The sequence below is a fragment of the Bradyrhizobium sp. IAR9 genome (assembly GCF_013408065.1).
Lineage (GTDB): Bacteria > Pseudomonadota > Alphaproteobacteria > Rhizobiales > Xanthobacteraceae > Bradyrhizobium.
Window position 1 is genome coordinate 60101 of the sequence record NZ_JACBZW010000022.1, and the last position, 21471, is coordinate 81571.

Consider the following 21471-nt stretch of genomic DNA (forward strand, 5'->3'; position numbering starts at 1 on the left):
GAGAAGGGCGATGAAGCTCAGCGATATCGCCGACAACGCCGGCTCGCGCAAGAAGCGCATGCGCGTCGGCCGTGGCATCGGTTCGGGCAAGGGCAAGCAGTCCGGCCGCGGCGGCAAGGGTCAGACCGCGCGTTCCGGCGTGCGCATCAAGGGTTTCGAAGGCGGCCAGATGCCGATGCATCGCCGTCTGCCCAAGCGCGGCTTCAACAACATCTTCCGTGTCGAGTTCGCCGAGATCAATCTCGACCGGCTCCAGGAAGCGGTTGACGCCAAGAAGATCGACGCCGGCAGCGTCGTGAACGTCGAGGCCCTGGTGAAGGGCGGCGTGCTGCGCCGCGCCAAGGCCGGCCTGCGGCTGCTCGGCCGTGGCGAGCTCAAGTCCAAGCTCAACATCGAAGTCCACGGCGCCACCAAGACCGCGATCGCCGCGGTCGAGAAGGCCGGCGGCTCGGTGAAGATCCTCGCCCCTGCCAAGGAAGAAGGCGAGGCGGCGTAACAACTGCGTCATTGGCCCGCGGCTAGCGGGCCTTTACGCGTGCGGGACGTGGACTTATCGAAGCCGAGCCCCAGATAATGTCCGGTGTCCGGTATAATGTAGCCCGGCCGCGGGCATGACGGCGCAATAGGCGGCGGGAGAAAGTCCAAGATGGCCTCTGCAGCGGAACAACTGGCAGCCAATCTCAATTTCGGTGCGTTTGCCAAGGCTGACGAACTGAAGAAGCGCATCTGGTTCACCCTGGGTGCGCTGCTCGTTTATCGGCTCGGGACCTACATCCCGCTCCCCGGCATCGATCCCAATATCTGGGAGCAGGTGTTCCGCTCCCAGGCGGGCGGCATCCTCGGCATGTTCAACATGTTCGCCGGCGGCGGCATCCACCGCATGGCGATCTTTGCGCTGAACATCATGCCGTATATCTCGGCCTCGATCATCATCCAGCTCCTCACCACCGTCTCGCCGCAACTCGAGGCGCTGAAGAAGGAAGGTGAGTCCGGCCGCAAGCTGCTGAACCAGTACACCCGCTATCTCACGGTGATCCTGGCCGCGTTCCAGTCCTACGGCATCGCGGTAGGCCTCGAGGGCGCCGGCAACGTCGTCAGCGACCCCGGCCTGTTCTTCCGCCTGTCCACCGCGATCACGCTGACCGGCGGCACCATGTTCCTGATGTGGCTGGGCGAGCAGATCACCTCGCGCGGCATCGGCAACGGCATCTCGCTGATCATTCTCGCCGGTATCGTCGCCGAGCTGCCCGCCGCGCTCGCCAACATGCTCGAGCTCGGCCGTCAGGGCGCGATGTCGACCGGCCTGATCCTGGTCGTCATCATCATGGCGGTCGCCGTGATTGCCTTCATCGTGTTCATGGAGCGGGCGCAGCGCCGTCTCCTGATCCAGTATCCGAAGCGCCAGGTCGGCAACAAGATGTTCGAGGGCCAGTCCTCGCATCTGCCGCTCAAGCTCAACACCTCCGGCGTGATCCCGCCGATCTTCGCGTCCTCGCTGCTGCTGCTGCCGACGACGGTTGCGAACTTCAACGCGGGCAGCGGGCCGGAATGGTTCCAGTGGATCACGACCCAGCTCGGCCACGGCCGTCCGCTGTTCCTGATCATGTACCTGGCGCTGATCGTGTTCTTCGCCTTCTTCTACACCGCGATCGTGTTCAACCCGACCGAGACCGCGGACAATCTGAAGAAGCACGGCGGTTTCATTCCGGGCATCCGTCCCGGCGAGCGCACTGCGGAATATATCGACTACGTGCTCTCGCGTATCACCGTGCTTGGTGCGATTTATCTCGCGATCGTCTGCTTGATCCCGGAGATCCTGATCTCCTACGCCTCGGTGCCGTTCTACTTCGGCGGTACCTCACTGCTGATCGTGGTCAGCGTCACCATGGATACGGTGGCGCAGGTGCAGGGCTATCTGCTGGCGCACCAGTATGAAGGCCTGATCCGCAAGTCGAAGCTGCGCGGCCGCCGTAGATGAGCAGGGAGCTCGCGCGCCGAATCGCTTTCACGATCGGCGCGCTGCTCCTCTTCAGGCTCGGCACCCAGATTCCGGTCGCGGGTGTCGCGGTGCATGGCGGGTTCGCGGCAAACAAGATCGCCCCGCTTTCGATCTTCTCGCTGTCCCTGTTTCCTTATCTGACTGCCGCAATTCTTGTTCAGCTCGTCGCTGTGGTGTGGCGAAGGCTGAGGGCGCTCGAACGATCGGGCGAGGCCGGTCGGCGCAAGCTGGCGCGTATCACCCTGATCCTGACGTTGCTCCTTGCTACGTTTCAGGCCTTTGGCATCGCCTCGACCATGCGGCAAATGCCGGGACTTGTCGTCCATCCCGGCGACTGGTTCGTCTTGAGCGCCACGGTCTCGCTTGTCGGCGGCGTGTTCGTTCTGATCTGGCTCAGTGAGCAGATCACGCGTCGCGGAATCGGCAATGGCCTCGCGCTCGTCCTAACCGTCAGCATCGTGGCTTCGCTGCCGTCCGATGTTGCGACCCTCCTCACCCAGCTGCGACGAGGAGCGATCTCCGGCAATGTTCTGGTGAGCAACGCGGTCTTCCTGATCGTGGTGGTCGCGCTGATCGTCTTCGTCGAGCGCGCGCGGCGTAACGTTCCGGTGCAGTTTGCCGCGCGCCGCGTCGGGGAGCGCTCGCTGCCTTCGCGTTCGGCGGTGCTGCCGCTCAAGATCAACAGCGCCGGTTACCTGTTGCCCGCGACCGTCGCGCCCTGGGCGATCTCGCTGCCAGTGATTTTTGCCGGCTTCATCTTCGGTGCCGATGACGGATCCTGGGTCGAAACCATCAGCGCGCATCTTCAGTTCGGCGAGAAGGCTCACATCGTTTTCGGATCGATCGCGGTATTCGCGCTGGCCTTCGTCTACACGGCCTTTGTCATCGATCCCGATCATGCCGCCGAATCGCTTGCCCGGCAGGGCGGCGTGATTCCCGGCGTCACGCCGGGCGAGGCAACAGCTAGCTATCTCGACCGCGTGGTGTCGCTGACCACCGTGATCGGCGCCAGCTACCTGACTGCGCTTTCGTTGATTCCCGAGGTGTTCTTGGCCTACGGGAATGCGCTAGTTTATAAAATGGGTGGTGGTGCGGCGCTGATTGTGGTTTGCACTATTCTCGATCTTCAAACACAGGTGCGCGAGGTATCGCTCACCAATCCGGGGGGCGTACGCCGATGAGAATTATACTTCTGGGACCGCCGGGGTCGGGCAAGGGGACCCAGGCGCAGCTCTTGGTGCAGCGTTATGGCATCGTCCAGCTCTCGACCGGCGAGATGCTGCGTGCCGCGGTTGCGGCCGGTACGCCGGTCGGGCTGAAGGCCAAAGAGATCATGGCCAGCGGTGCTCTCGTGCCCGACGAGGTCGTGGTCGGAATCATCTCGGATCGGATCGACCAGCCGGATGCCCGCAACGGCTTCATCCTCGACGGTTTCCCGCGCACCGTGCCGCAGGCCGAGGCGCTGGACGAGTTGCTCAAGCACAAGCACCTCAAGCTCGACGCCGTGATCGAGCTCCGCGTCAACGAGAGCGCGCTCCTGAACCGTGTCGAGACCCGCGTCGCCCAGATGCGTGAGCGCGGGGAGGAGGTCCGACTCGACGACACCCCGGAGGTTCTGACCAAGCGGTTAGCCAATTACCGCAACCAGACGGAACCGCTGATTCACTACTATTCCGAGCGGCGGAAGCTTTCGACCATCGACGGTATGATGGCCATCGACGAGGTCACCCGCGCCATCCATCGCCAGCTCCTGGCGCTGGGGGCGGTCGAGCCCAAGACCCACGCCAAAAGCGCAGCCAAGGCGGGCCCGGCCAAGAAGGCCAAGGCGAGCAAGAAGGCGAGCAAGACGGCCAGGAAAACAGCCCAAAAACCGGCCAAAACGACCAAAAAACCCGTCAAATCGGCCAAGAAGGCCGCCAAGACGGCGGTGAGGGGTCCCAAGAAGACGGCCAAGAAAGCCGGCAAGAAGGCCGCCGGGAAGACCGTCAAGAAAGCGGCGAAAAAGGCAGCCCAAAAGACCGCCAAGAAGGCTGTCAAAAAGGGTGCCAGAAAGGCCGCAAAAAAGGTCACGAAAAAGCGAGCTAAGCGCTAGCGGCGGTTGACGAAAGCCCCTGGAATCCCCTAATAAGCCCCGCATCCAAGTCGGATAGTTTCAAACGATGCCGGGCCCCAGGAAGACTAGGGGTGGGCGTCGTGTTCGCGTTTGTGAACACCTGCCCGAGAAACCAAGCACTTAAAGACCGATTCCTGACGAGGGATCGGCAACAGGAGAGAAGGCCGTGGCCCGTATTGCCGGCGTGAACATCCCGACCAACAAGCGCGTGCTGATCGCGCTCCAGTACATCCATGGCATCGGCCAGAAGATCGCCGGTGAGATCCTGGAGAAGGTGAAGATCCCCGTGGATCGTCGCGTCAATCAGCTGAGCGACGCCGAAGTGCTCCAGATCCGCGAAGTGATCGACCGCGACTATCTCGTCGAGGGCGACCTGCGTCGTGAGGTCGGCATCAACATCAAGCGTCTGATGGACCTCGGCTGCTATCGCGGCCTGCGTCATCGTCGCGGCCTGCCGGTGCGCGGCCAGCGCACCCACACCAATGCGCGCACGCGCAAGGGTCCGGCCAAGGCCATCGCCGGCAAGAAGAAGTAAACTGGCGAATCGGGAATGGCGAATGGCGAGTAGGGATTTTCCCTATTCGCCATTCGCTACTCACCATTCGCTTCCACAGGTGTAGCCGCTGGCATTACGGCGGCGTTTGAGATCTTCAGGAAAGGTAATCTATGGGCAAGGAAGCCACCCGCGTTCGTCGTCGCGAGCGCAAGAACATCGCCTCCGGCGTCGCGCACGTGAACTCGTCGTTCAACAACACGACCATCACCATCACCGACGCGCAGGGCAACACGATTGCCTGGTCTTCCGCCGGCACGATGGGCTTCAAGGGCTCGCGCAAGTCGACCCCGTACGCCGCGCAGGTTGCTGCCGAGGACGTGTCCAAGAAGGCGCAGGAGCACGGCATGCGCACGCTGGAAGTCGAAGTCGCAGGTCCCGGTTCGGGCCGCGAGTCGGCACTCCGCGCGCTTCAGGCCGCAGGCTTTACCGTCACCTCGATCCGCGACGTGACCACGATCCCGCATAACGGTTGCCGTCCCCGCAAGCGTCGGCGCGTTTGATCCCGAGTTGCGGGCGCATTGGCGCCCGCAATGACTTTTCTAAGAAGCCGCGGGAATGATCCGCGGCCTTTCTCCAACGCCAGTATTTGAGCTCTCAAATTGACTGGCCTGTATGGGTGAAACAGTGACGATCCAGAAAAATTGGCAAGAACTGATTCGACCGAACAAGCTCCAGGTCACGCCCGGCAGCGATTCGAACCGTTTCGCGACCATCGTCGCCGAGCCGCTCGAGCGCGGCTTCGGCCAGACGCTCGGCAACGCGCTGCGTCGCATCCTGCTCTCCTCGCTCCAGGGCGCGGCGGTGCAGTCGGTGCACATCGACGGCGTGCTGCACGAGTTCTCCTCGATCGCTGGCGTTCGTGAGGACGTCACCGACATCGTGCTCAACATCAAGGACATCTCGATCAAGATGCAGGGCGAAGGCCCCAAGCGCATGGTCGTGAAGAAGCAGGGCCCGGGCGTCGTCACCGCCGGCGACATCCAGACCGTCGGCGACGTCGTGGTGCTGAACCCCGACCTGCAGATCTGCACGCTCGACGAGGGCGCCGAGATCCGCATGGAGTTCACGGTCGCCACCGGCAAGGGCTACGTGCCCGCCGAGCGCAACCGCCCCGAGGACGCGCCGATCGGCCTGATCCCGGTCGACAGCCTTTACTCGCCGGTCCGCAAGGTCTCCTACAAGGTCGAGAACACCCGTGAGGGCCAGATCCTCGACTACGACAAGCTGACCATGACGATCGAGACCAACGGCGCGATCTCGCCGGATGATTCCGTGGCTTACGCCGCGCGCATCCTGCAGGATCAGCTCAACGTGTTCGTCAACTTCGAAGAGCCGCGCAAGGAAGTCGCCCAGGAGATCATCCCGGACCTCGCCTTCAACCCGGCCTTCCTCAAGAAGGTGGACGAGCTCGAGCTGTCGGTGCGTTCGGCCAACTGCTTGAAGAACGACAACATCGTCTACATCGGCGACCTCGTGCAGAAGAGCGAGGCGGAAATGCTCCGCACTCCGAACTTCGGCCGCAAGTCGCTGAACGAGATCAAGGAAGTGCTGGCCCAGATGGGTCTGCATCTCGGCATGGAAGTGCCGGGCTGGCCGCCGGAGAACATCGACGAGCTCGCCAAGCGCTTCGAGGATCATTACTGAGCGAGTTGGGAGTGGCGAATAGCGAATAGGGAAGATCATCCATTCGCTACTCGCCATTCGCTATTCGCGACCTAGGGCGAACGCAGGCAGCCCACCTGAGCAACATGTCCGACGAACCGTCGCGGCAGTTTTTACGTAAGGAATAGTCAAATGCGTCACGGCAAGGTTCATCGAAAGCTCAATCGCACCGCCGAGCATCGCCGCGCGATGTTCGCCAACATGTGCGCCGCGCTGATCAAGCACGAGCAGATCGTCACCACGCTGCCGAAGGCGAAGGAATTGCGCCCGATCGTCGAGAAGCTCGTCACCCTCGGCAAGAAGGGCGGGCTGGCCATGCGCCGCCAGGCCATCTCCGAGATGCGCGACAAGGACCAGGTCAAGAAGCTGTTCGACGTGCTGGCGCCTCGCTACAAGGATCGCCAGGGCGGCTACACCCGCATCATCAAGGCCGGCTTCCGCTATGGCGACAATGCCGCGATGGCCGTGATCGAGTTCGTCGATCGCGACGTCGATGCCAAGGGCCAGGATTCCGGTCCGGTGCAGGAAAAGGAAGCCGAGGCGGCCTAAGCCGATCGGTATTGAATTCAGAGAGCGGCGCCTTCGGGCGCCGCTTTTTTTGTTGGCCGTCGCCGATACCTTATCGGTGCTCGTCTCGTAGTCCCGGGTTTCGCCGTGGTGACGAGCCCGTGTCCTTCTCACGCGTGAGTGAGCGCCAATTGCGATCTCATGTCGAGCGCCCGATATCTCCACCGACATCGATGGAGATGAGACATGAAGGTCGACCTTTCTGGAAAGTCCGCCCTCGTGACCGGCTCGACCGCCGGCATCGGCCACGCCATTGCCAGAGGCCTAGCAGCCTCCGGCGCCAGCGTCGTGATAAACGGGCGCGGCCAGGACAAGGTCGATGCCGCCGTGCGCAAGCTGGAAGGGACGGGCGCGAAGGTGCGCGGTATCGCCGCCGACGTCTCGACCGCAGCGGGCTGCAAGGCGCTCGTTGCGGCGCTGCCCGAGGTCGACATCCTCATCAACAATGCCGGCATCTTCGAGCCCAAGGATTTCTTCGAGATTCCGGACGAGGACTGGAGTCGTTTCTTCGAGGTCAATGTCATGAGCGGCGTGCGGCTGTCGCGGGTCTACCTGAAGGGCATGCTCAAGCGCAATTGGGGCCGCATCGTCTTCATCTCATCGGAGTCCGGGCTCAACATTCCCGTCGAGATGATCCACTACGGCATGACCAAGACGGCCCAGCTCTCGGTCGCGCGCGGTCTGGCGCAGCTCACCCGCGGCACCGGCGTCACCATCAATTCCGTGCTGCCGGGCCCGACCATGTCGGAGGGCGTCGAGACCTTTGTGAAGGATCTCGCCAAGCAGAACGGCCAGTCGGTCGACGAGGCTGCAGCCAATTTCGTCAAGCAGCATCGCCCGAGCTCGCTGCTGCAACGCTTCGCCAGCGTCGACGAGATCGCCAACATGGTGGTCTATGCCGCGTCGAAGGAGGCGTCGGCGACCAACGGTGCGGCGCTGCGGGCCGAGGGCGGCATCGTCAACACCATCGCCTGAGCCGCGCATGACAGCCTATGTGATTTCCGAAGTCGAGATGCGCGATCCCGAGGGGTTCGAAGCCTATCGTGTGCTCGCCGCAGAGACGATCGCGCAGTATGGCGGGCGTTATCTCGTCCGCGGCGGCAAGGCCGAGCTTGCCGAAGGCAACCTTCCAGCGAAGGCCATCGTCATCGTCGAATTCGCGTCGATGGCGCGGCTGAAGGAATGGTACGCCTCGCCGGAATATGCCGAGGCGCTGAAGCTGCGGCAGTCGGCGCTGGAGCGGCGGCTGCTGTTCGTCGAGGGCGCGGCGGAAGCGTAGCTGCGGTAGGGTGGGCAAAGCGTAGTGCCCACCACTCCTGTCCTCGTTGAGCGTTGGTGGGCACGGCGCAAGTGCGCCTTTGCCCACCCTACGAGACCTTCGCCTACCATCCCTCCAGCACGATCTTGCCGCGCGACTTGCCGCTCTCCAAGAGCGCATGCGCGCGCTTGAGGTTGGCGGCGTTGATCGTGCCAAAAGTCTGGTCGAGCGTGGTGCGCAGCACGCCTTTGTCGACAAGGTCGGCGACGTCGTTCAGCAAATGATGCTGCGCGATCATGTCTGATGTCTGGAACGAGGAGCGCGTGAACATCGATTCCCAGTGCACCGAGATCGCCTTGCCCTTGAACGTGCTCATGGTGAATTCAGGGGGGTCGTCGATCAGGCCGAACCGGCCCTGCGGGGCCATGAACTCGACGATCGCCTTGTAATGCTGATCGGTGAAGGTGAGGCTCGCCACCAGCGCGACGGGCGGCAGCTTCAATTTTTCGATCTGCTCCTTCATCGGCTTGCCGTGGTCGATCACCGCATGCGCGCCGAGATCGAGGCACCATTTCTGCGAGTCCGGCCGCGTCGCGGTGGCGAGCACCGTGAGGCCGGTGAGGCGGCGCGCGAGCTGGATCAGGATCGAGCCGACGCCGCCGGCGCCGCCCGTGATCAGCAGCGTGCGCGGATCGACGCTCTTGCCGGGCACCGCGCCGAGCCGATCGAACAGCAATTCCCAGGCGGTGATGGAGGTGAGGGGAAGGGCAGCGGCTTGCGCGAACGACAGGCTCTTCGGCTTGTTGCCGACGATGCGCTCGTCGACCAGGTGGAATTCGGAATTGGTGCCCTGGCGCAGGATCGAGCCGGCGTAAAACACCTCGTCGCCCGGCTTGAACAGCGTGACTTCAGGCCCGACGGCGTCGACCACGCCTGCCGCGTCGTAGCCCAGGATCTTGGTCTCGCCCTCGGGCGGCGCTGCGCGCTTGCGTACCTTGTAATCGACCGGATTGGCCGAGATCGCCTTCACGGCGACGCGGATGTCGCGCCCTTTGGGCTCGGGTTTTGCGATCTCGAAATCGATCAGCGCATCCTGATCCTCGATCGGGAGCGATTTCTTGTAGCCGACGGCCTTCATGGCTTGTCTCCATCAGATGGGGCGCAGCTTGGCATGGGCGCGCCTGACCTGCTAACTGTCGCGCTGGCTCCAATTTGGCAAGTACTGTAAATTCGGGGATATAGTCCCTGTTTGGATACTATTGGGAAAATACGCATGAAACGGCGCGATTTTGCCCGTCGCCCGGGCTGCTCGGTCGAGGCGACGCTGGATCTGATCGACGGCAAGTGGAAGGGCGTGATCCTCTACCATCTGCAGAGCGGCACCCAGCGTTTCGGCGAACTGCGCCGCCGGATGCCCGGCATCACCCAGCGCATGCTGACAAAGCAGCTGCGCGCGCTGGAGGAGGACAAGCTTGTCATCCGCAAGGTCTATGCCGAGGTGCCGCCGCGCGTCGAATATTGCCTCTCCGAGCTCGGCGAGAGCCTCAAGCCGGTGATCGACATCCTGAAGGCCTGGGGCGAGAGCCACCAGCAGCGCCTGTCCTGCGCACCGGCGCCGGTCGTGGTGAAGAAGCCGAAGCGCGCGGCGTGAGTTGGTCGTAAAGCTGGCGCCTCACTCTCGGTGTCATCCCCGCGAACGCGGGGATTCATAACCCCAGGAAGAAATTGTAGCGCGAGCGGCCAACTCTGAGACTTCGCCAAACTACTCCCTGTGGTTATGGGTCCCGGGTTCGCGCTTGCGCGCGCCCCGGGACGACAGCGAGTTTAGAACGCGAACTGGGTGCGCATCGCGACCGCATCGAACTTCGAGCCGACATCTGCGGTTGAGATCGGCGAGGCTTGCCTCGACACCGTGCCGTGCAGATAGTCGAGCATGAAGCGGACGTTGCCGTTGACGTACCAGTTGAGCGCCAGCGTATAGACGGTCTGCCGTCCGCCGGCGATGCCGGTCGCTGTGCCCAACTGATTGTTGAGGTCGACCGTCGAGAAGCGCCCCGCGATCTCCCACGCACCCCAGCCGCCGCCTTCGAGCGAGAACGGATGCGCCGGCTTGACGCCGCTATAGGCCGCGTTCGCCGCGTTGTAGCTGCGGCCTTCCCCCGTCAACACGTAGCCGGCCTGCGCGTAGCCGCCCTGGAATTTCAGGCTGGGTGCGCCGACCAGCGGCACGCCGGTGTTGGCGGTCCGGTCGACATTGTACCAGAAGTACTCGCCTTGAACGATGAGCGGGCCGTAGGTCGCCGCGGCTTCGATGCTGTAGACCTGCGCACCCGAGGCATTGGCGATCGCGCCGGTCGAGATCAGCGTGGTCGGGTCGAGACGCAATTCCGGACGATCGCTGAGCGTGACGGTCTGCGTATTGGCAATGAGATTGCGCGGCGGCTGGATCAGCCACTGGGCGTCGGCGCCGATATGCACCGAATAGTCCTTGCCGCTGATCGGGTTGCCGGCAATGCGCGCCACAGCGCCGTATTGCTCGCTCGTGCCTGCCGGTGCCGCGCTGGAAGCCGAGTGGATCGCGCCGGTCGATGGCCCCGTGACGTAGCCGCCGATCCAGAGCTGGTCGTTGTACCAGCGCGTACCGGCCGCGGAGCGGAAGTCGCCGGCGGCGATATTGGTCGCGATGATGCCGGCCGAGGCGCGCTCCATGAACATGATGTCGTTGGAGCTCGTGGCCTCATCGAGCGTGTAGGGCAGGTCCATGATGCCGGCTTCGATCGCCATCTTGCCGCCGAATGGCTTCAAGCCGGTGTAGCTGAGATAGGCGTTCTCGACGCCGGAGACGCCGCCGCCCGGCAGTGATCCAGGGGCTGTGCCGCCAAAACCGTCGGACGTGCCGCCGAAATCGTAGACCAACGCGAAGTTCCAGTCGTTGAAGAATTTGCCGGTGACGCCGATGCGCGCGCGGCGGACGTTCTGGCCGCTGTCGAGCTTCTGCGGCACGGTCGCTGCCGTGTTGGGACGATAGTCATAGCCGCCGACATCCCAGTGCAGGCGGCTGGTGATGGCGACGCAATTGGCCTGGTCCGCGGTGCAGATGGTCGGCCGGTTGTTCGGCATGGTCACGACGACGCCGGATGCCGGTGCCGGGCCCTTGACCGGGATCGCCGCGTTCGCGTTGGCCACGGCGACCTTCGCCTCCGACCGCGCTTCGGCCTTGGCCTCTGCCTTTGCTTCGGCTTTGGCTTTTGCCGTGGCCGCCGTGTTCGCCGCGGTCTGGCTCTGGAGCTTGTCGAGCTTCTGCTCCAGCATCTTCAGCTGCTGCTTGAGCAGCGCGATCTCCTGCTCGCTGCTGCTTGCTGATTGGGCCTGGGCCTGCGAGGCCGCCAACGCTCCGGCGAGGCCAATCGCCGTGGCTGCAATCCTTGTCCTGCTCACGTCATGACTCCATGGTTTGACCAATTCCCCAAGTCGTAGGCGGTGAGGCTAGGAACGATTGATGACTGCCCCGCGACGACGCGCATCGGTTGCCTGGTTCCCGGTGATGTAAATTCGCCGCAACCGAATCCACCGCGAGCAAGGATGCAAGATGATGCGTGTCATGCCAATCCGCGAGGCAAGACAAATCGCCGTTCCGCACGCTTGGCTTGCAGGCCGTAGACGTCAGACCGAGGCCGAATATTGCCGCCCGGCGCCCTTCTATTGGGGGACGAACGCGCCTATATTCCGGCGTCTTTTCCAAGAGGTAGGAATGTTTCGATCGATCCGGACCGCCGTCGTCACGGCATTGTGCATAGGCTTTTCCGCCCACTTCAACCCGGCTGCTGCTCAGGACCGTCGGGTCCCGTCATCGCCGGCCGAGCTGCGGCTGTCCTATGCGCCGATCGTGCAGCGGGTGCAGCCGGCCGTGGTCAACGTCTATGCCGCCAAGGTGGTGCAGAACCGCAACCCGCTGCTGGACGATCCGATCTTCCGCCGCTTCTTCGGCGTGCCGGGCCAACAGCCCGAGCAGATGCAGCGCTCGCTCGGCTCCGGCGTCATCGTCGATGCGTCCGGCCTCGTCGTCACCAACGTCCACGTCATCGAGGGCGCGGACCAGGTCAAGGTGTCGTTGTCGGACAAGCGCGAGTTCGAAGCGGAGATACTGCTGAAGGACACGCGCACCGATCTTGCCGTGCTACGCCTGAAGGACACCAAGGAGAAATTCCCGACCCTCGATTTCACCAATTCCGACGAATTGCTGGTCGGCGACGTCGTGCTCGCGATCGGCAATCCCTTCGGCGTCGGCCAGACCGTGACTCACGGCATCATCTCGGCGCTGGCGCGCACCCAGGTCGGCATCACCGACTATCAGTTCTTCATCCAGACCGATGCGGCGATCAATCCCGGTAATTCCGGCGGCGCGCTGGTCGACATGGCCGGCAAGCTGGCGGGCATCAACACCGCGATCTATTCGCGCTCCGGCGGCTCGCAAGGCATCGGTTTCGCGATCCCTGCCAACATGGTGCGTGTCGTCGTCGCCTCCGCCAAGAGCGGCGGCAAGGCGGTGAAGCGTCCCTGGCTCGGGGCAAAATTGCAGGCGGTGACGCCCGAGATCGCCGAGAGCCTCGGCCTGCGTTCGCCGACCGGCGCGCTGGTCGCGAGCGTGGTGTCGAACGGCCCCGCCGCGAAGGCCGGCCTGAAGTCCTCGGATCTCATCACTGGGATCGATGGCCAGACCGTGGATGATCCCAACGCCTTCGACTATCGCTTCGCCACTCGTCCGCTCGGCGGCAGCGCGCAGATCGACGTGCAGCGCAGCGGCAAGCCGCTCAAGCTGACGGTGGCGCTGGAGACCGCGCCCGATACGGGACGTAACGAGCTCGTCGTCACCGCGCGTTCGCCGTTCCAGGGCGCGAAGGTCTCGACCATCACGCCGGCGGTCGCCGACGAGCTGCATCTTGACGCCGACACCGAGGGTGTCGTGATCACCGATCTCGGCGGCGACAGTGCGGCCGCAAATGTCGGCTTCCAGAAGGGCGATATCATTCTGGCGGTCAACAACCAGAAGATCAGCAGGACCGGCGACCTCGAAAAGGCGGCCGGAGAGCGCCCGCGGATCTGGCGTATCACGCTGGTGCGCGGCGGCCAGCAGATCAACGTCACGCTGGGCGGATGAGTCCGAAGCGACCACAAACGCCGACGCTCTTTGCCGCGGCGGGGCTCGACCACGACGCTCCGCATCCGCTGCCGGACCGGTTGCGCCCGCGCGCGCTGTCGGAGGTCGTGGGCCAGGACCACATCCTCGGTCCCGACGGGGCGCTGACGCGCATGCTGGAGACGCGCACGCTGGGATCGCTGGTGTTCTGGGGCCCGCCCGGCACTGGCAAGACCACGGTGGCGCGGCTGCTGGCGGATGCGACCGACCTGCATTTCGAGCAGATCTCCGCGGTGTTCTCCGGCGTCGCCGACCTGAAGAAAGCGTTCGACGCCGCGCGCGCCCGCCGCGAGATGGGCAAGGGCACGCTGCTGTTCGTCGACGAGGTGCATCGCTTCAACCGCGCCCAGCAGGATTCGTTTCTGCCCGTGATGGAAGACGGCACCGTAGTGATGGTCGGCGCCACCACGGAGAATCCGTCCTTCGAGCTCAACGCGGCGTTGCTCTCTCGTGCGCGCGTCTTGGTGTTTCGCTCGCTCGATGCCGCCGCGATCGAAAAACTGTTTGCGCATGCCGAGGAGGTCGAAGGTCGCAAGCTGCCGCTCGATGCGGAAGCGCGCGCCGTGCTGGTGCGCATGGCCGATGGCGATGGCCGCGCCTCGCTGACGCTCGCCGAAGAGGTCTGGCGTTCGGCGCGGGCGGACGAGATCTTCAATGCCGCTCAGTTGCAGGAGATTTTGCAGCGCCGCGCGCCGATCTACGACAAATCGGCTGACGGCCATTACAATTTGATCTCGGCGCTGCATAAGTCCGTGCGCGGCTCCGATCCCGACGCCGCGTTGTATTACCTCGCGCGCATGCTCGATGCCGGTGAGGACCCGCTGTTCCTGGCCCGCCGCGTCGTGCGGATGGCCGTGGAGGACATCGGCCTTGCCGATCCGCAGGCGCTCGTCATCGCCAATGCGGCCAAGGACGCGTTCGATTTCCTCGGCCATCCCGAAGGCGAGCTCGCCATCGCGCAGGCCGTCGTCTATCTCGCCACCGCGCCGAAATCGAATGCGGTCTACACCGCCTTCGGCACGGCGATGCAGGTCGCCAAGCAGGCCGGCTCGCTGCTGCCGCCAAAGCACATCCTCAATTCGCCGACCAAGCTGATGAAGTCCGAAGGCTACGGCGCATCTTACGAATACGACCACGACGCCCCCGACGCCTTCTCCGGGCAGGACTACTTCCCGGAAGCCCTGGGCCGCCAAACGTTCTACGACCCGCCCGAGCGCGGCTTCGAGCGCGAGATCAGGAAGCGGCTGGATTACTGGGCCAAGCTGAGGAAGGAGCGGGGCGGCCCGCGCTAAAAACGGCCATTTCGCCGTGACGGGACCCGGCTTTTAGGGTACGCAGGCAACCATGAGCCGCCGCATCAAGAGAATGAACCCGAAGCCCCGTTCGCGTGACGAGCGCGACGATTCTCGCCCGTTCAAGGCACGTAGCGCGTCTAAGGCTGGACCCCGGCCGGGTGGCAAGCCCGGCGGCAGCAAGCCGCCGCGCTTTGCCGGCGAGCGGGCCGAGCGGCGCGCGCCCAAGGCTAGGCTGGAGAAAGCCGAGCTGGAAAGGGCCGCGCCCGAAAAGCCCGTCGAGGCGCTGCTGCCGACCAAGGTGCAGACCGTCAAGGTGACCGCCGACGAGAACAACATGCGCGTCGATCGTTTCCTCGAGGCGCGCTTTCCCGGCCTGTCGTTCTCCCACATCCAGCGTGTCGTGCGAAAAGGCGAGCTGCGCGTTGACGGCAAGCGCGTCGACAGCAAGGACCGCCTGGAGGAGGGCCAGAGCGTCCGCATTCCGCCGCTCAAGCTCGACACGCCGAAGGGCGTCGGCGAGCTCTCGGAAGCCGCCCAGAAGACCCTCAAGGCGCTGAAGGAGATGACGATCTTTGAGGACGACGACGTCCTTGTCCTGAACAAGCCGGCCGGCCTTGCCGTGCAGGGCGGCTCGGGCATGACGCGGCACATCGACCAGATGCTGGAGGTGATGCGCGATTCCAAGGGCCAGAAGCCACGCCTGGTGCACCGTATCGACCGGGAGACGTCAGGATGTCTGCTGGTCGCCAAGACGCGGTTTGCCGCTTCGCATCTGACCGGCGCGTTCCGCTCGCGCTCGGCGCGAAAAGTCTATTGGGCGCTGGTGCCGGGCCTGCCGAAGCCGAAGCAGGGCCGCATCTCGACCTTCCTCGCCAAGGAGGAGAGCGAGGACGACACCATCATGCGCATCGCCCAGCATGGCGACGAGGGCGCCAGCCACGCGGTGACATATTACGCGGTGGTCGAGACCGCCGGCAACAAGTTGACCTGGGTGTCGCTGAAGCCGGTGACGGGACGCACCCATCAGCTGCGCGCCCACATGGAGCATATCGGCCATCCCATCGTCGGCGATCCCAAATATTTCAACATCGAGAACTGGCAGCTGCCGGGCGGCCTGCAAAACCGGCTGCATCTGCTCGCGCGCCGCATCGTCATTCCGCATCCGCGCGGCGGCGTGATCGACGCCACCGCGCCATTGCCGCCGCACATGCAGCAGTCGTGGAATCTGCTCGGGCTGGATGCAAGCCGGTTTGATCCAATCGAGAACGCGCCTGAAGAATAGCCGGGTTGAACGGGGGTGGTAGACCCACGACATATCCTCCATGACACGGCTCTCGATCTATCTTGTGCTGTTGGCCGCGCTATGTGTGGGGCAGGCCACCCACGCGCAATACGTGCTGCCGGACGCTTCACGGCTCGCCCCACCGCTGCCTCAGCCGCCACCGCCGCCGAAGATCGAGGTGCCGCAGGTTCCGCAAGTCGACGCGCCGCCGCGCTACAACTACCAGCCGCTTCCGCGTAACTCGTTCAGCGATCGCGTCACAAAGTGCCTCGACGCCGCCGCAGCTGCGGGACTGGGCCCAGCCGATCGCGGCACTTACGCACGCGCTTGCGCGAACTAGCAGCACTCATGGTCGTGGCGAAGCCATGACGAGACAGGTAATCTGACCGACGACAGGGACCGAAAAAACGATGCGCGAATTGTTCGAAGAAGCAGCAGGGCAACCCCCGCCTGACCCGCGGGAATCGGCGCGCGCGTCCGCGCGCCCGCCGCAGCGCAAGCGCTTCTACAAGGAGGCGACTACGACTGAAGCCGAAGGCGGTTTCGCCATCACGCTCGATGGCAAGCCGATCCGCACGCCCTCCGGCCGCCAGGTGGTGATTCCGTCGCGCGCGCTCGCCGATGCCGTGGCCGCAGAATGGGCGGCTCAGGGCGAGAGCATCGACCCCATGACCATGCCGCTGACGCGGATCGCCAACAGCGTGGTCGAGGGCGTTGTCGATCGCGTCGAGCTCGTCAGCGACGACCTTGCGAAATATTTCGAGTCCGATTTGCTGTTCTATCGTGCCGGCCATCCCGAAGGGCTGGTCGCCCGCGAGGCCGCGCATTGGGATCCCGTGCTGTTCTGGGCCGCGGACACGCTGGGCGCGCATTTCATCCTGTCCGAGGGCGTCATGCATGTGAAGCAGCCCGATGAGGCGGTCGAGGCCGCGCGCGCCGCGCTGCCGGGGGACGCCTGGTCGGTCGCCGCACTCCACGTGGTGACGACCCTGACCGGCTCGGCGCTGCTGGCGCTGGCGCTGGCGCATGGGGCACGCGATGCCGGCGAGGTCTGGGCCGCCGCCCATGTCGATGAGGACTGGAACATCGACCAATGGGGCGTGGACGAGGAGGCCGCCAGCCGTCGGGCCACCCGTCTCAGGGATTTCGAGGCCGCCGTGGCGGTTCTGGCGGCGGCAAAGGCGTCCGCAGCCGAAGGTCCTTAACGAGAGGTTTACGACGGTGGCCTTAGGGTGTGGCCAGCGCTCCATGGGCCCCTGAGATGCCGACGCCGGTCACTTCCATCCTCCCCGTCAGTGCCGCCAGCCCCGTGGCTGATGCGACGACGCCGGACCTCGTGCTGCAGGCCGGCAGCGTCGTCGATGCCAGGGTTGTCAGCGTGATGGCCAACAATCTGGTGCGGATCGCGATCGCCAACCTCTCGATGGACGTGATGTCGGAGGTGGCGCTGACGCCCGGGCAGAATCTCCAGCTGGCGGTCTCGCAGAACGACGGCACCATCAGGCTCTCCGTGATCAACGGGGCAGGCGAGGCCACTGCCGATCAGATCACGCTGACGCCGCGTGCGGCCTCGGTGGTGGAAAGCCCGCCGCTGGCGCCATCCGCAGCCGCGACACGCAACACGCTGACGCCATTGGAGCAGGTCGCCGTCACCGCGGCCTCGGCCGAGGCCGCCACAAAACAGGGCAGCCAGGCACCGCTGTTCGCCAATCTGGCATCCGTCGTCACCGGCAGCGATCTGCCTGCGGGCTTGAAGCAGGCCGTGCTGGACGTGCTGGCGCAGCAGACGCCGCTCAGTCCCGGGCTCGATGGCGCCGATGTCGAAACCGCGTTCCAGAAATCCGGCTTGTTTTTCGAGGCTTCGCTGGCCGCCGGCGCGAGGCCGCCCGCCGGCACGACGCCCGACCTGAAGGCGGCGCTGCTGGTGCTGCGCCAGACGCTGACCACGCTCGAAACCGCCGCGCCACAGGGCGCTGCAACTCCCGCTGCGACGACAGGGACACCGCAGGTCGCCACTGCGCCTGCTCAGGCCGCAGGTGAGGCCGCGCAGTCCGCGTCCGCTTCCGGCCCCGAGATCGCGCAGACGCCGCGCAACGCCAATCTCGCGGCCGCCGTGCTCGCGGACGTCGTCGGAAACGCTCAGCAAGCCGCGATGCCGCGCACCATGTCCGCGGGGCTTGCCGCGAGCCTCCTGCAGGAGGTCACGGAAAACCTGCCGCGCCTGACCGGCAACGTGCCCGGCTCGAACAAAGCCGTGCCCGACGGCCACATCTTCGAAGCAGCCGCACGTGCGACGCCACCGCCGTTCCGTGGTGCATTGCCCTCGCCGCAGGCGATTGCCTCGCCCTCGCTCGCGCCGGACACGCCGTTGTCCGCAACCGTGCATCGCCTGCTCGACGACACCGATGCCGCCATCGCGCGGCAGACATTGTTGCAGGTCGCTTCGCTCCCGGATCGCACCGACGCCTCTGGCCACCGCATCGACCCGGCAATGCCGCAGTGGAATTTCGAGATTCCCTTTGCAACGCCGCAGGGCACCGCGATGGCGCAGTTCGAAATCTCGCGCGATGGCGCTGGCGAATCCTCCGATGCCGCCAAGCGCGCCTGGCGCGCGCGCTTCTCGCTCAACGTCGAGCCGGCCGGCCCCGTGCACGCGCTGATCACGCTGAACGGCGACAAGACTTTCGTGCGGATGTGGGCGGAGCGGCCGGCGACGGTGCAGCAGCTGCGCGCCGGCATCGGCGAGCTCAATCAGGCGCTGACGCGGGCCGAGCTCAGGCCCGGCGACATTCTGGTCCGCGAGGGCACGCCGCCGCAGCCGGCAGCGGCCCGCGCCGGCCACTTCCTGGATCGGGCGACATGAGCGACCCATCCAAGCTCGCCATCGCGCTGCATTACGAAAAGGGTACCAACGCGCCCGTGGTCGTCGCCAAGGGCAAGGGCGCGATCGGCGAAAAGATCGTCGAGATCGCCAGGGCTCACGACATCCCGATCGAGGAGAACGAGGTTTTGGCCGGCGCGCTGTCCAAGGTCGAGCTCGGCGAGGAGATCCCGCCGGACCTTTACAAGGCTGTCGCCGAAGTGCTGGTATTCGTGCTGCGGCTGTCGGGCCGGGGGCGGTAGAGCATGATCTGTCATCGTTTCACCATGGAGCGGCGGCATGGTCGCGATCACTTTCATCGTTTGACGGACATCGCTCTTGCTCACCCGCCGCTCCACTCTCGGCCTTCTCGCCGCATCTGCCATCCTGCCATCGCGCGCGCTCGCCCATGTCGCGCCGCCGCGCAACGAGATCCGCGATAGCCTCGCAAAGCGCTTCACCGACGTCGGCACATCAGGCACCTTCGTCGGCTACAAGGTCGAGGACTATCTGGTCGTCGCCAGCGACAAGGAGCGCTCCGGCGAGGGCAAGCTGCCGGCCTCGACCTTCAAGATTCCGAACTCGCTGATCGCGCTGGAGACGGGCGTCGTCACTGACCCCGACAAGGACGTGTTTCCCTGGGATGGCGTGAAGCGTCCGATCGAGGCCTGGAACAAGGATCACACGCTGCGTAGCGCGATCGCCGTGAGCGCAGTGCCGGTCTATCAGGAGATCGCCCGCCGCATTGGCCAGGAGCGAATGCAAAAGTATGTCGACGAGTTCGACTACGGTAACCGCGACATCGGCGGCGGCATCGACCAGTTCTGGCTGACCGGGAATTTACGCATCGACCCCGTCGAGCAGATCGATTTCGTCGACCGGCTGCGGCGCCGCGCGCTGCCGATCAGCAAGCGCAGCCAGGATCTGGTCGCCGACATCCTGCCGGTGACCAAGGTCGGCGACAGCGTCATTCGCGCCAAATCCGGCCTGCTGGGCGCCGAGCGCGGCGAGCCATCGCTCGGCTGGATGGTGGGCTGGGCCGAGAAGGGCGAGACGCACACGGTGTTCGCGCTCAACATGGATTGCAAGGAGCCGCGACTCGTCGGCGAGCGCATGACACTGACGCAAGCCTGCCTTGCCGAGATCGGCGCGATCTAGCCTGTGAGTGGTGCAATCGTTCTCGTCGAGCGCAGCCGCCGTAGGGTGGGCAAAGGCGCGTAGCGCCGTGCCCACGATCTTTATGCCGTAAGCGACGATTCGTGGGCACGCTACGCTTTGCCCACCCTACGGCACCGGTGCAGGCCGAGATGCCTCTCACCCCAACTTGAACAACACCTGCAAAAACTCCTCCACCGCCTTGCGCGACTCGGCGGCCGTCTTCGGATTGCCGCCGACATGCGGGTTGAGCTCGACGCAGGCAGGGGCGACCGCCTCAGGCGGTGTCGCTCTTCTTCGCCGTCAGCGCCTGGTCGATCGCAAAGCCGCCGATCTCGCTCATCGCCTGCGAGATCACGTCGCCCTTGCGGGCAAACCCTGCGGAGAGGAAATCGAACTGCGTCCGCGCCAGCCGCAGCACCTCGATCGGCACGGAGACCGCGGTCGCGTTGAAGCTGTCGACGGAGGCGCGCAAGCTGTCCAGCTCGGTCGTGAGCTTGCCGATATGGCTCTCGGCATTCTGCATCACGCCGATCAGCTTGCCGCGCTCGGCATCGAAGGCGGCGCGCTCGGCGGCGGCTGCTGCGGTGACCTCGGCAAGCTGCGCCCGCAGCACCTCGATCTGGCCGACCATGGCATCGGAGGCGAGATCGGCGGCCTCGCGCAGCTCGGCGTTACGCGTGCTCGCATCCAGCTGGTCATGATAGAGCCGCTCGGCCGACATGGCCCGCTGCGCCAGCGACTCGATCAGGCTTGCGGCGCGCAGCAGCATCTCGCCGTTCCGCCCCGACACCATGCTGGCCATCCGCCGCAGGAAGTCGATGGTTTGCGACGACGAGTTCGGCGGCAGGGGGACGACCGTCGCGGACATCTCAGTGATGCTTGCGTGATGCTCGAGCCAAGGCGTAATGACCGCCGCCGTACCAACCGAGCTCACGCAACATTCGGCGCCTGATCGCGAGCGCGAAGCAAGCCTGAATCGGCAGGCCCGGTCAACCGGGCCGGGCGACCAAATTCGTGCGCGTCAGGCGTCTTTTTGCCGCCCGATCCGGCCCAGATGGGTGAAGCCGAACCCGGCGGAATATTTCAGGCCATAGCCGAGCGCCCGGTCGATGCCGATATGGGCGAGCCAGATCAAGGCGATGGACAAGGTGAGCGGCGAGCCGAGGCCGAAGCCCAGCGTCAGCAGCGACACCGGCGCCATGTAGCTGTGGGCGGCGTTGTAGACCAGCGCGCCGAATTTGGCGTCGGACAGGTATGCCAGGAAGCTGAGGTCAGGGACGAAGAAGAGCAGGGCAAAGACCAGCCAGGAGCCGTCCCAGGCCCAGTAAAGCATCACCATCCCGATAAACAGGGTGAGCCCCTCCAGCCGCAGCAGGATGTTGACACGGCCTGTCGCCGCACCGGTCTCGGCCATTCTCTCGTTCATGCTCGCCTCCCGGGCAAAACTTTGTAATCTCTCACGCTTTTAGCCCGGACAGGGCAGCCCTGCGGCGCGGAAAGGCGCTTTCCGGTCCGCAAAATGCC

Annotated in this window: 23 protein-coding genes and 1 pseudogene; 19 read left to right on the forward strand and 5 right to left on the reverse strand. The window is 64.9% G+C overall.

The features are described 5' to 3' along the window. Nucleotides 1-10 precede the first annotated feature (10 nt). From rplO to GGD67_RS37240, 10 genes are all read left to right on the forward strand, one after another. Nucleotides 11-496, forward strand: coding sequence for a 50S ribosomal protein L15 (gene rplO, locus GGD67_RS37195; protein ID WP_018322273.1), 486 nt, complete (start codon nt 11-13; stop codon nt 494-496). A gap of 150 nt (nt 497-646) precedes the next feature. After that, nucleotides 647-1978, forward strand: a complete 1332-nt coding sequence (gene secY / locus GGD67_RS37200) for a preprotein translocase subunit SecY (protein ID WP_018322274.1) — start codon at nt 647-649, stop codon at nt 1976-1978. An 89-nt stretch (nt 1979-2067) separates the two neighbouring features. Beyond that, the gene (locus GGD67_RS37205; protein ID WP_312009993.1) at nt 2068-3180 is read left to right on the forward strand and encodes a SecY family transport protein; all 1113 of its coding nucleotides are present in this window, start codon (nt 2068-2070) and stop codon (nt 3178-3180) included. After that, nucleotides 3177-4091, forward strand: coding sequence for an adenylate kinase (locus GGD67_RS37210; RefSeq protein ID WP_179739859.1), 915 nt, complete (start codon nt 3177-3179; stop codon nt 4089-4091). Before GGD67_RS37205 ends, GGD67_RS37210 begins: the two co-directional genes overlap by 4 nt. 187 nt (nt 4092-4278) lie before the next feature. Further along, entirely contained in the window at nt 4279-4647 is a 369-nt protein-coding gene (gene rpsM / locus GGD67_RS37215) for a 30S ribosomal protein S13 (protein WP_008549231.1), read from the forward strand. Between the two features lie 131 nt (nt 4648-4778). Then, nucleotides 4779-5168, forward strand: coding sequence for a 30S ribosomal protein S11 (rpsK, locus tag GGD67_RS37220; protein ID WP_007603045.1), 390 nt, complete (start codon nt 4779-4781; stop codon nt 5166-5168). 112 nt (nt 5169-5280) lie between these two features. Further along, on the forward strand, nt 5281-6312 hold the full coding sequence (locus tag GGD67_RS37225) for a DNA-directed RNA polymerase subunit alpha (protein ID WP_008136316.1): 1032 nt from the start codon (nt 5281-5283) through the stop codon (nt 6310-6312). A 150-nt stretch (nt 6313-6462) separates the two neighbouring features. After that, nucleotides 6463-6879, forward strand: a complete 417-nt coding sequence (gene rplQ, locus GGD67_RS37230) for a 50S ribosomal protein L17 (protein WP_018322277.1) — start codon at nt 6463-6465, stop codon at nt 6877-6879. 204 nt (nt 6880-7083) lie between these two features. Further along, nucleotides 7084-7872 (forward strand): SDR family NAD(P)-dependent oxidoreductase, encoded by a 789-nt coding sequence (locus GGD67_RS37235; protein ID WP_179739861.1) that lies wholly within the window; start codon nt 7084-7086, stop codon nt 7870-7872. A gap of 7 nt (nt 7873-7879) precedes the next feature. Next, the gene (locus GGD67_RS37240) at nt 7880-8176 is read left to right on the forward strand and encodes a DUF1330 domain-containing protein (protein ID WP_018322279.1); all 297 of its coding nucleotides are present in this window, start codon (nt 7880-7882) and stop codon (nt 8174-8176) included. Between the two features lie 103 nt (nt 8177-8279). On the opposite strand, the gene GGD67_RS37245 is transcribed toward GGD67_RS37240, so the two are convergent. After that, entirely contained in the window at nt 8280-9293 is a 1014-nt protein-coding gene (locus GGD67_RS37245) for a zinc-binding alcohol dehydrogenase family protein (protein WP_179739863.1), read from the reverse strand. A gap of 135 nt (nt 9294-9428) precedes the next feature. Here GGD67_RS37245 and GGD67_RS37250 point away from each other — a divergent pair, with 135 nt between their 5' ends. Further along, nucleotides 9429-9806 (forward strand): winged helix-turn-helix transcriptional regulator, encoded by a 378-nt coding sequence (locus GGD67_RS37250; protein ID WP_018322281.1) that lies wholly within the window; start codon nt 9429-9431, stop codon nt 9804-9806. Between the two features lie 173 nt (nt 9807-9979). On the opposite strand, the gene GGD67_RS37255 is transcribed toward GGD67_RS37250, so the two are convergent. Next, the gene (locus GGD67_RS37255; protein WP_179739865.1) at nt 9980-11593 is read right to left on the reverse strand and encodes an OprO/OprP family phosphate-selective porin; all 1614 of its coding nucleotides are present in this window, start codon (nt 11591-11593) and stop codon (nt 9980-9982) included. A gap of 313 nt (nt 11594-11906) precedes the next feature. On the opposite strand from GGD67_RS37255, the gene GGD67_RS37260 reads away from it, so the two are divergent. The 8 genes from GGD67_RS37260 to blaOXA all read left to right on the forward strand — a co-directional run bounded on the left by GGD67_RS37260 (nt 11907) and on the right by blaOXA (nt 19947). Then, nucleotides 11907-13313, forward strand: a complete 1407-nt coding sequence (locus GGD67_RS37260; RefSeq protein WP_018322283.1) for a DegQ family serine endoprotease — start codon at nt 11907-11909, stop codon at nt 13311-13313. Continuing rightward, nucleotides 13310-14644: a replication-associated recombination protein A gene (locus GGD67_RS37265; protein WP_018322284.1), complete on the forward strand. Its 1335-nt coding sequence runs from the start codon at nt 13310-13312 to the stop codon at nt 14642-14644. Before GGD67_RS37260 ends, GGD67_RS37265 begins: the two co-directional genes overlap by 4 nt. Nucleotides 14645-14696: 52 nt before the next feature. After that, entirely contained in the window at nt 14697-15929 is a 1233-nt protein-coding gene (locus tag GGD67_RS37270; protein ID WP_179739867.1) for an RluA family pseudouridine synthase, read from the forward strand. A gap of 40 nt (nt 15930-15969) precedes the next feature. Then, nucleotides 15970-16269, forward strand: a complete 300-nt coding sequence (locus tag GGD67_RS37275) for a hypothetical protein (protein WP_179739869.1) — start codon at nt 15970-15972, stop codon at nt 16267-16269. Between the two features lie 70 nt (nt 16270-16339). Then, nucleotides 16340-17134 carry an ATP12 family chaperone protein gene (locus GGD67_RS37280; protein ID WP_179739871.1) on the forward strand — a complete coding sequence of 265 codons (795 nt, stop codon included), beginning with the start codon at nt 16340-16342 and terminating at the stop codon, nt 17132-17134. 56 nt (nt 17135-17190) lie between these two features. Beyond that, nucleotides 17191-18792, forward strand: a complete 1602-nt coding sequence (locus GGD67_RS37285) for a flagellar hook-length control protein FliK (RefSeq protein WP_179739873.1) — start codon at nt 17191-17193, stop codon at nt 18790-18792. Beyond that, the gene (locus tag GGD67_RS37290) at nt 18789-19052 is read left to right on the forward strand and encodes an EscU/YscU/HrcU family type III secretion system export apparatus switch protein (RefSeq protein ID WP_179739875.1); all 264 of its coding nucleotides are present in this window, start codon (nt 18789-18791) and stop codon (nt 19050-19052) included. Before GGD67_RS37285 ends, GGD67_RS37290 begins: the two co-directional genes overlap by 4 nt. 76 nt (nt 19053-19128) lie before the next feature. Then, entirely contained in the window at nt 19129-19947 is an 819-nt protein-coding gene (gene blaOXA, locus GGD67_RS37295; RefSeq protein WP_179739877.1) for a class D beta-lactamase, read from the forward strand. Between the two features lie 156 nt (nt 19948-20103). On the opposite strand, the pseudogene GGD67_RS39650 reads toward blaOXA, so the two are convergent. From GGD67_RS39650 to GGD67_RS37305, 3 genes and pseudogenes are all read right to left on the reverse strand, one after another. Beyond that, nucleotides 20104-20211: pseudogene (locus GGD67_RS39650) on the reverse strand (carboxymethylenebutenolidase); the annotation flags it as partial. A 10-nt stretch (nt 20212-20221) separates the two neighbouring features. Then, nucleotides 20222-20815, reverse strand: coding sequence for a hypothetical protein (locus GGD67_RS37300; RefSeq protein WP_179739879.1), 594 nt, complete (start codon nt 20813-20815; stop codon nt 20222-20224). Nucleotides 20816-20968: 153 nt separating this feature from the next. Then, entirely contained in the window at nt 20969-21373 is a 405-nt protein-coding gene (locus GGD67_RS37305) for a DUF4260 domain-containing protein (protein ID WP_179739881.1), read from the reverse strand. Between the last annotated feature and the right edge of the window lie 98 nt (nt 21374-21471).

Coding starts and splice junctions, on each gene's coding strand:
- GGD67_RS37235 (WP_179739861.1), top strand. CDS start 7,084: ATGAAGGTCGACCTTTCTGGAAAGTCCGCCCTCGTGACCGGCTCGACC.
- secY (WP_018322274.1), top strand. CDS start 647: ATGGCCTCTGCAGCGGAACAACTGGCAGCCAATCTCAATTTCGGTGCG.
- GGD67_RS37245 (WP_179739863.1), bottom strand. CDS start 9,293: ATGAAGGCCGTCGGCTACAAGAAATCGCTCCCGATCGAGGATCAGGAT.
- GGD67_RS37240 (WP_018322279.1), top strand. CDS start 7,880: ATGACAGCCTATGTGATTTCCGAAGTCGAGATGCGCGATCCCGAGGGG.
- GGD67_RS37285 (WP_179739873.1), top strand. CDS start 17,191: ATGCCGACGCCGGTCACTTCCATCCTCCCCGTCAGTGCCGCCAGCCCC.
- GGD67_RS37300 (WP_179739879.1), bottom strand. CDS start 20,815: ATGTCCGCGACGGTCGTCCCCCTGCCGCCGAACTCGTCGTCGCAAACC.
- GGD67_RS37265 (WP_018322284.1), top strand. CDS start 13,310: ATGAGTCCGAAGCGACCACAAACGCCGACGCTCTTTGCCGCGGCGGGG.
- rplO (WP_018322273.1), top strand. CDS start 11: ATGAAGCTCAGCGATATCGCCGACAACGCCGGCTCGCGCAAGAAGCGC.
- GGD67_RS37290 (WP_179739875.1), top strand. CDS start 18,789: ATGAGCGACCCATCCAAGCTCGCCATCGCGCTGCATTACGAAAAGGGT.
- rplQ (WP_018322277.1), top strand. CDS start 6,463: ATGCGTCACGGCAAGGTTCATCGAAAGCTCAATCGCACCGCCGAGCAT.
- GGD67_RS37225 (WP_008136316.1), top strand. CDS start 5,281: ATGGGTGAAACAGTGACGATCCAGAAAAATTGGCAAGAACTGATTCGA.
- GGD67_RS37270 (WP_179739867.1), top strand. CDS start 14,697: ATGAGCCGCCGCATCAAGAGAATGAACCCGAAGCCCCGTTCGCGTGAC.
- GGD67_RS37305 (WP_179739881.1), bottom strand. CDS start 21,373: ATGAACGAGAGAATGGCCGAGACCGGTGCGGCGACAGGCCGTGTCAAC.
- rpsK (WP_007603045.1), top strand. CDS start 4,779: ATGGGCAAGGAAGCCACCCGCGTTCGTCGTCGCGAGCGCAAGAACATC.
- GGD67_RS37260 (WP_018322283.1), top strand. CDS start 11,907: ATGTTTCGATCGATCCGGACCGCCGTCGTCACGGCATTGTGCATAGGC.
- GGD67_RS37250 (WP_018322281.1), top strand. CDS start 9,429: ATGAAACGGCGCGATTTTGCCCGTCGCCCGGGCTGCTCGGTCGAGGCG.
- GGD67_RS37210 (WP_179739859.1), top strand. CDS start 3,177: ATGAGAATTATACTTCTGGGACCGCCGGGGTCGGGCAAGGGGACCCAG.
- GGD67_RS37275 (WP_179739869.1), top strand. CDS start 15,970: ATGACACGGCTCTCGATCTATCTTGTGCTGTTGGCCGCGCTATGTGTG.
- GGD67_RS37280 (WP_179739871.1), top strand. CDS start 16,340: ATGCGCGAATTGTTCGAAGAAGCAGCAGGGCAACCCCCGCCTGACCCG.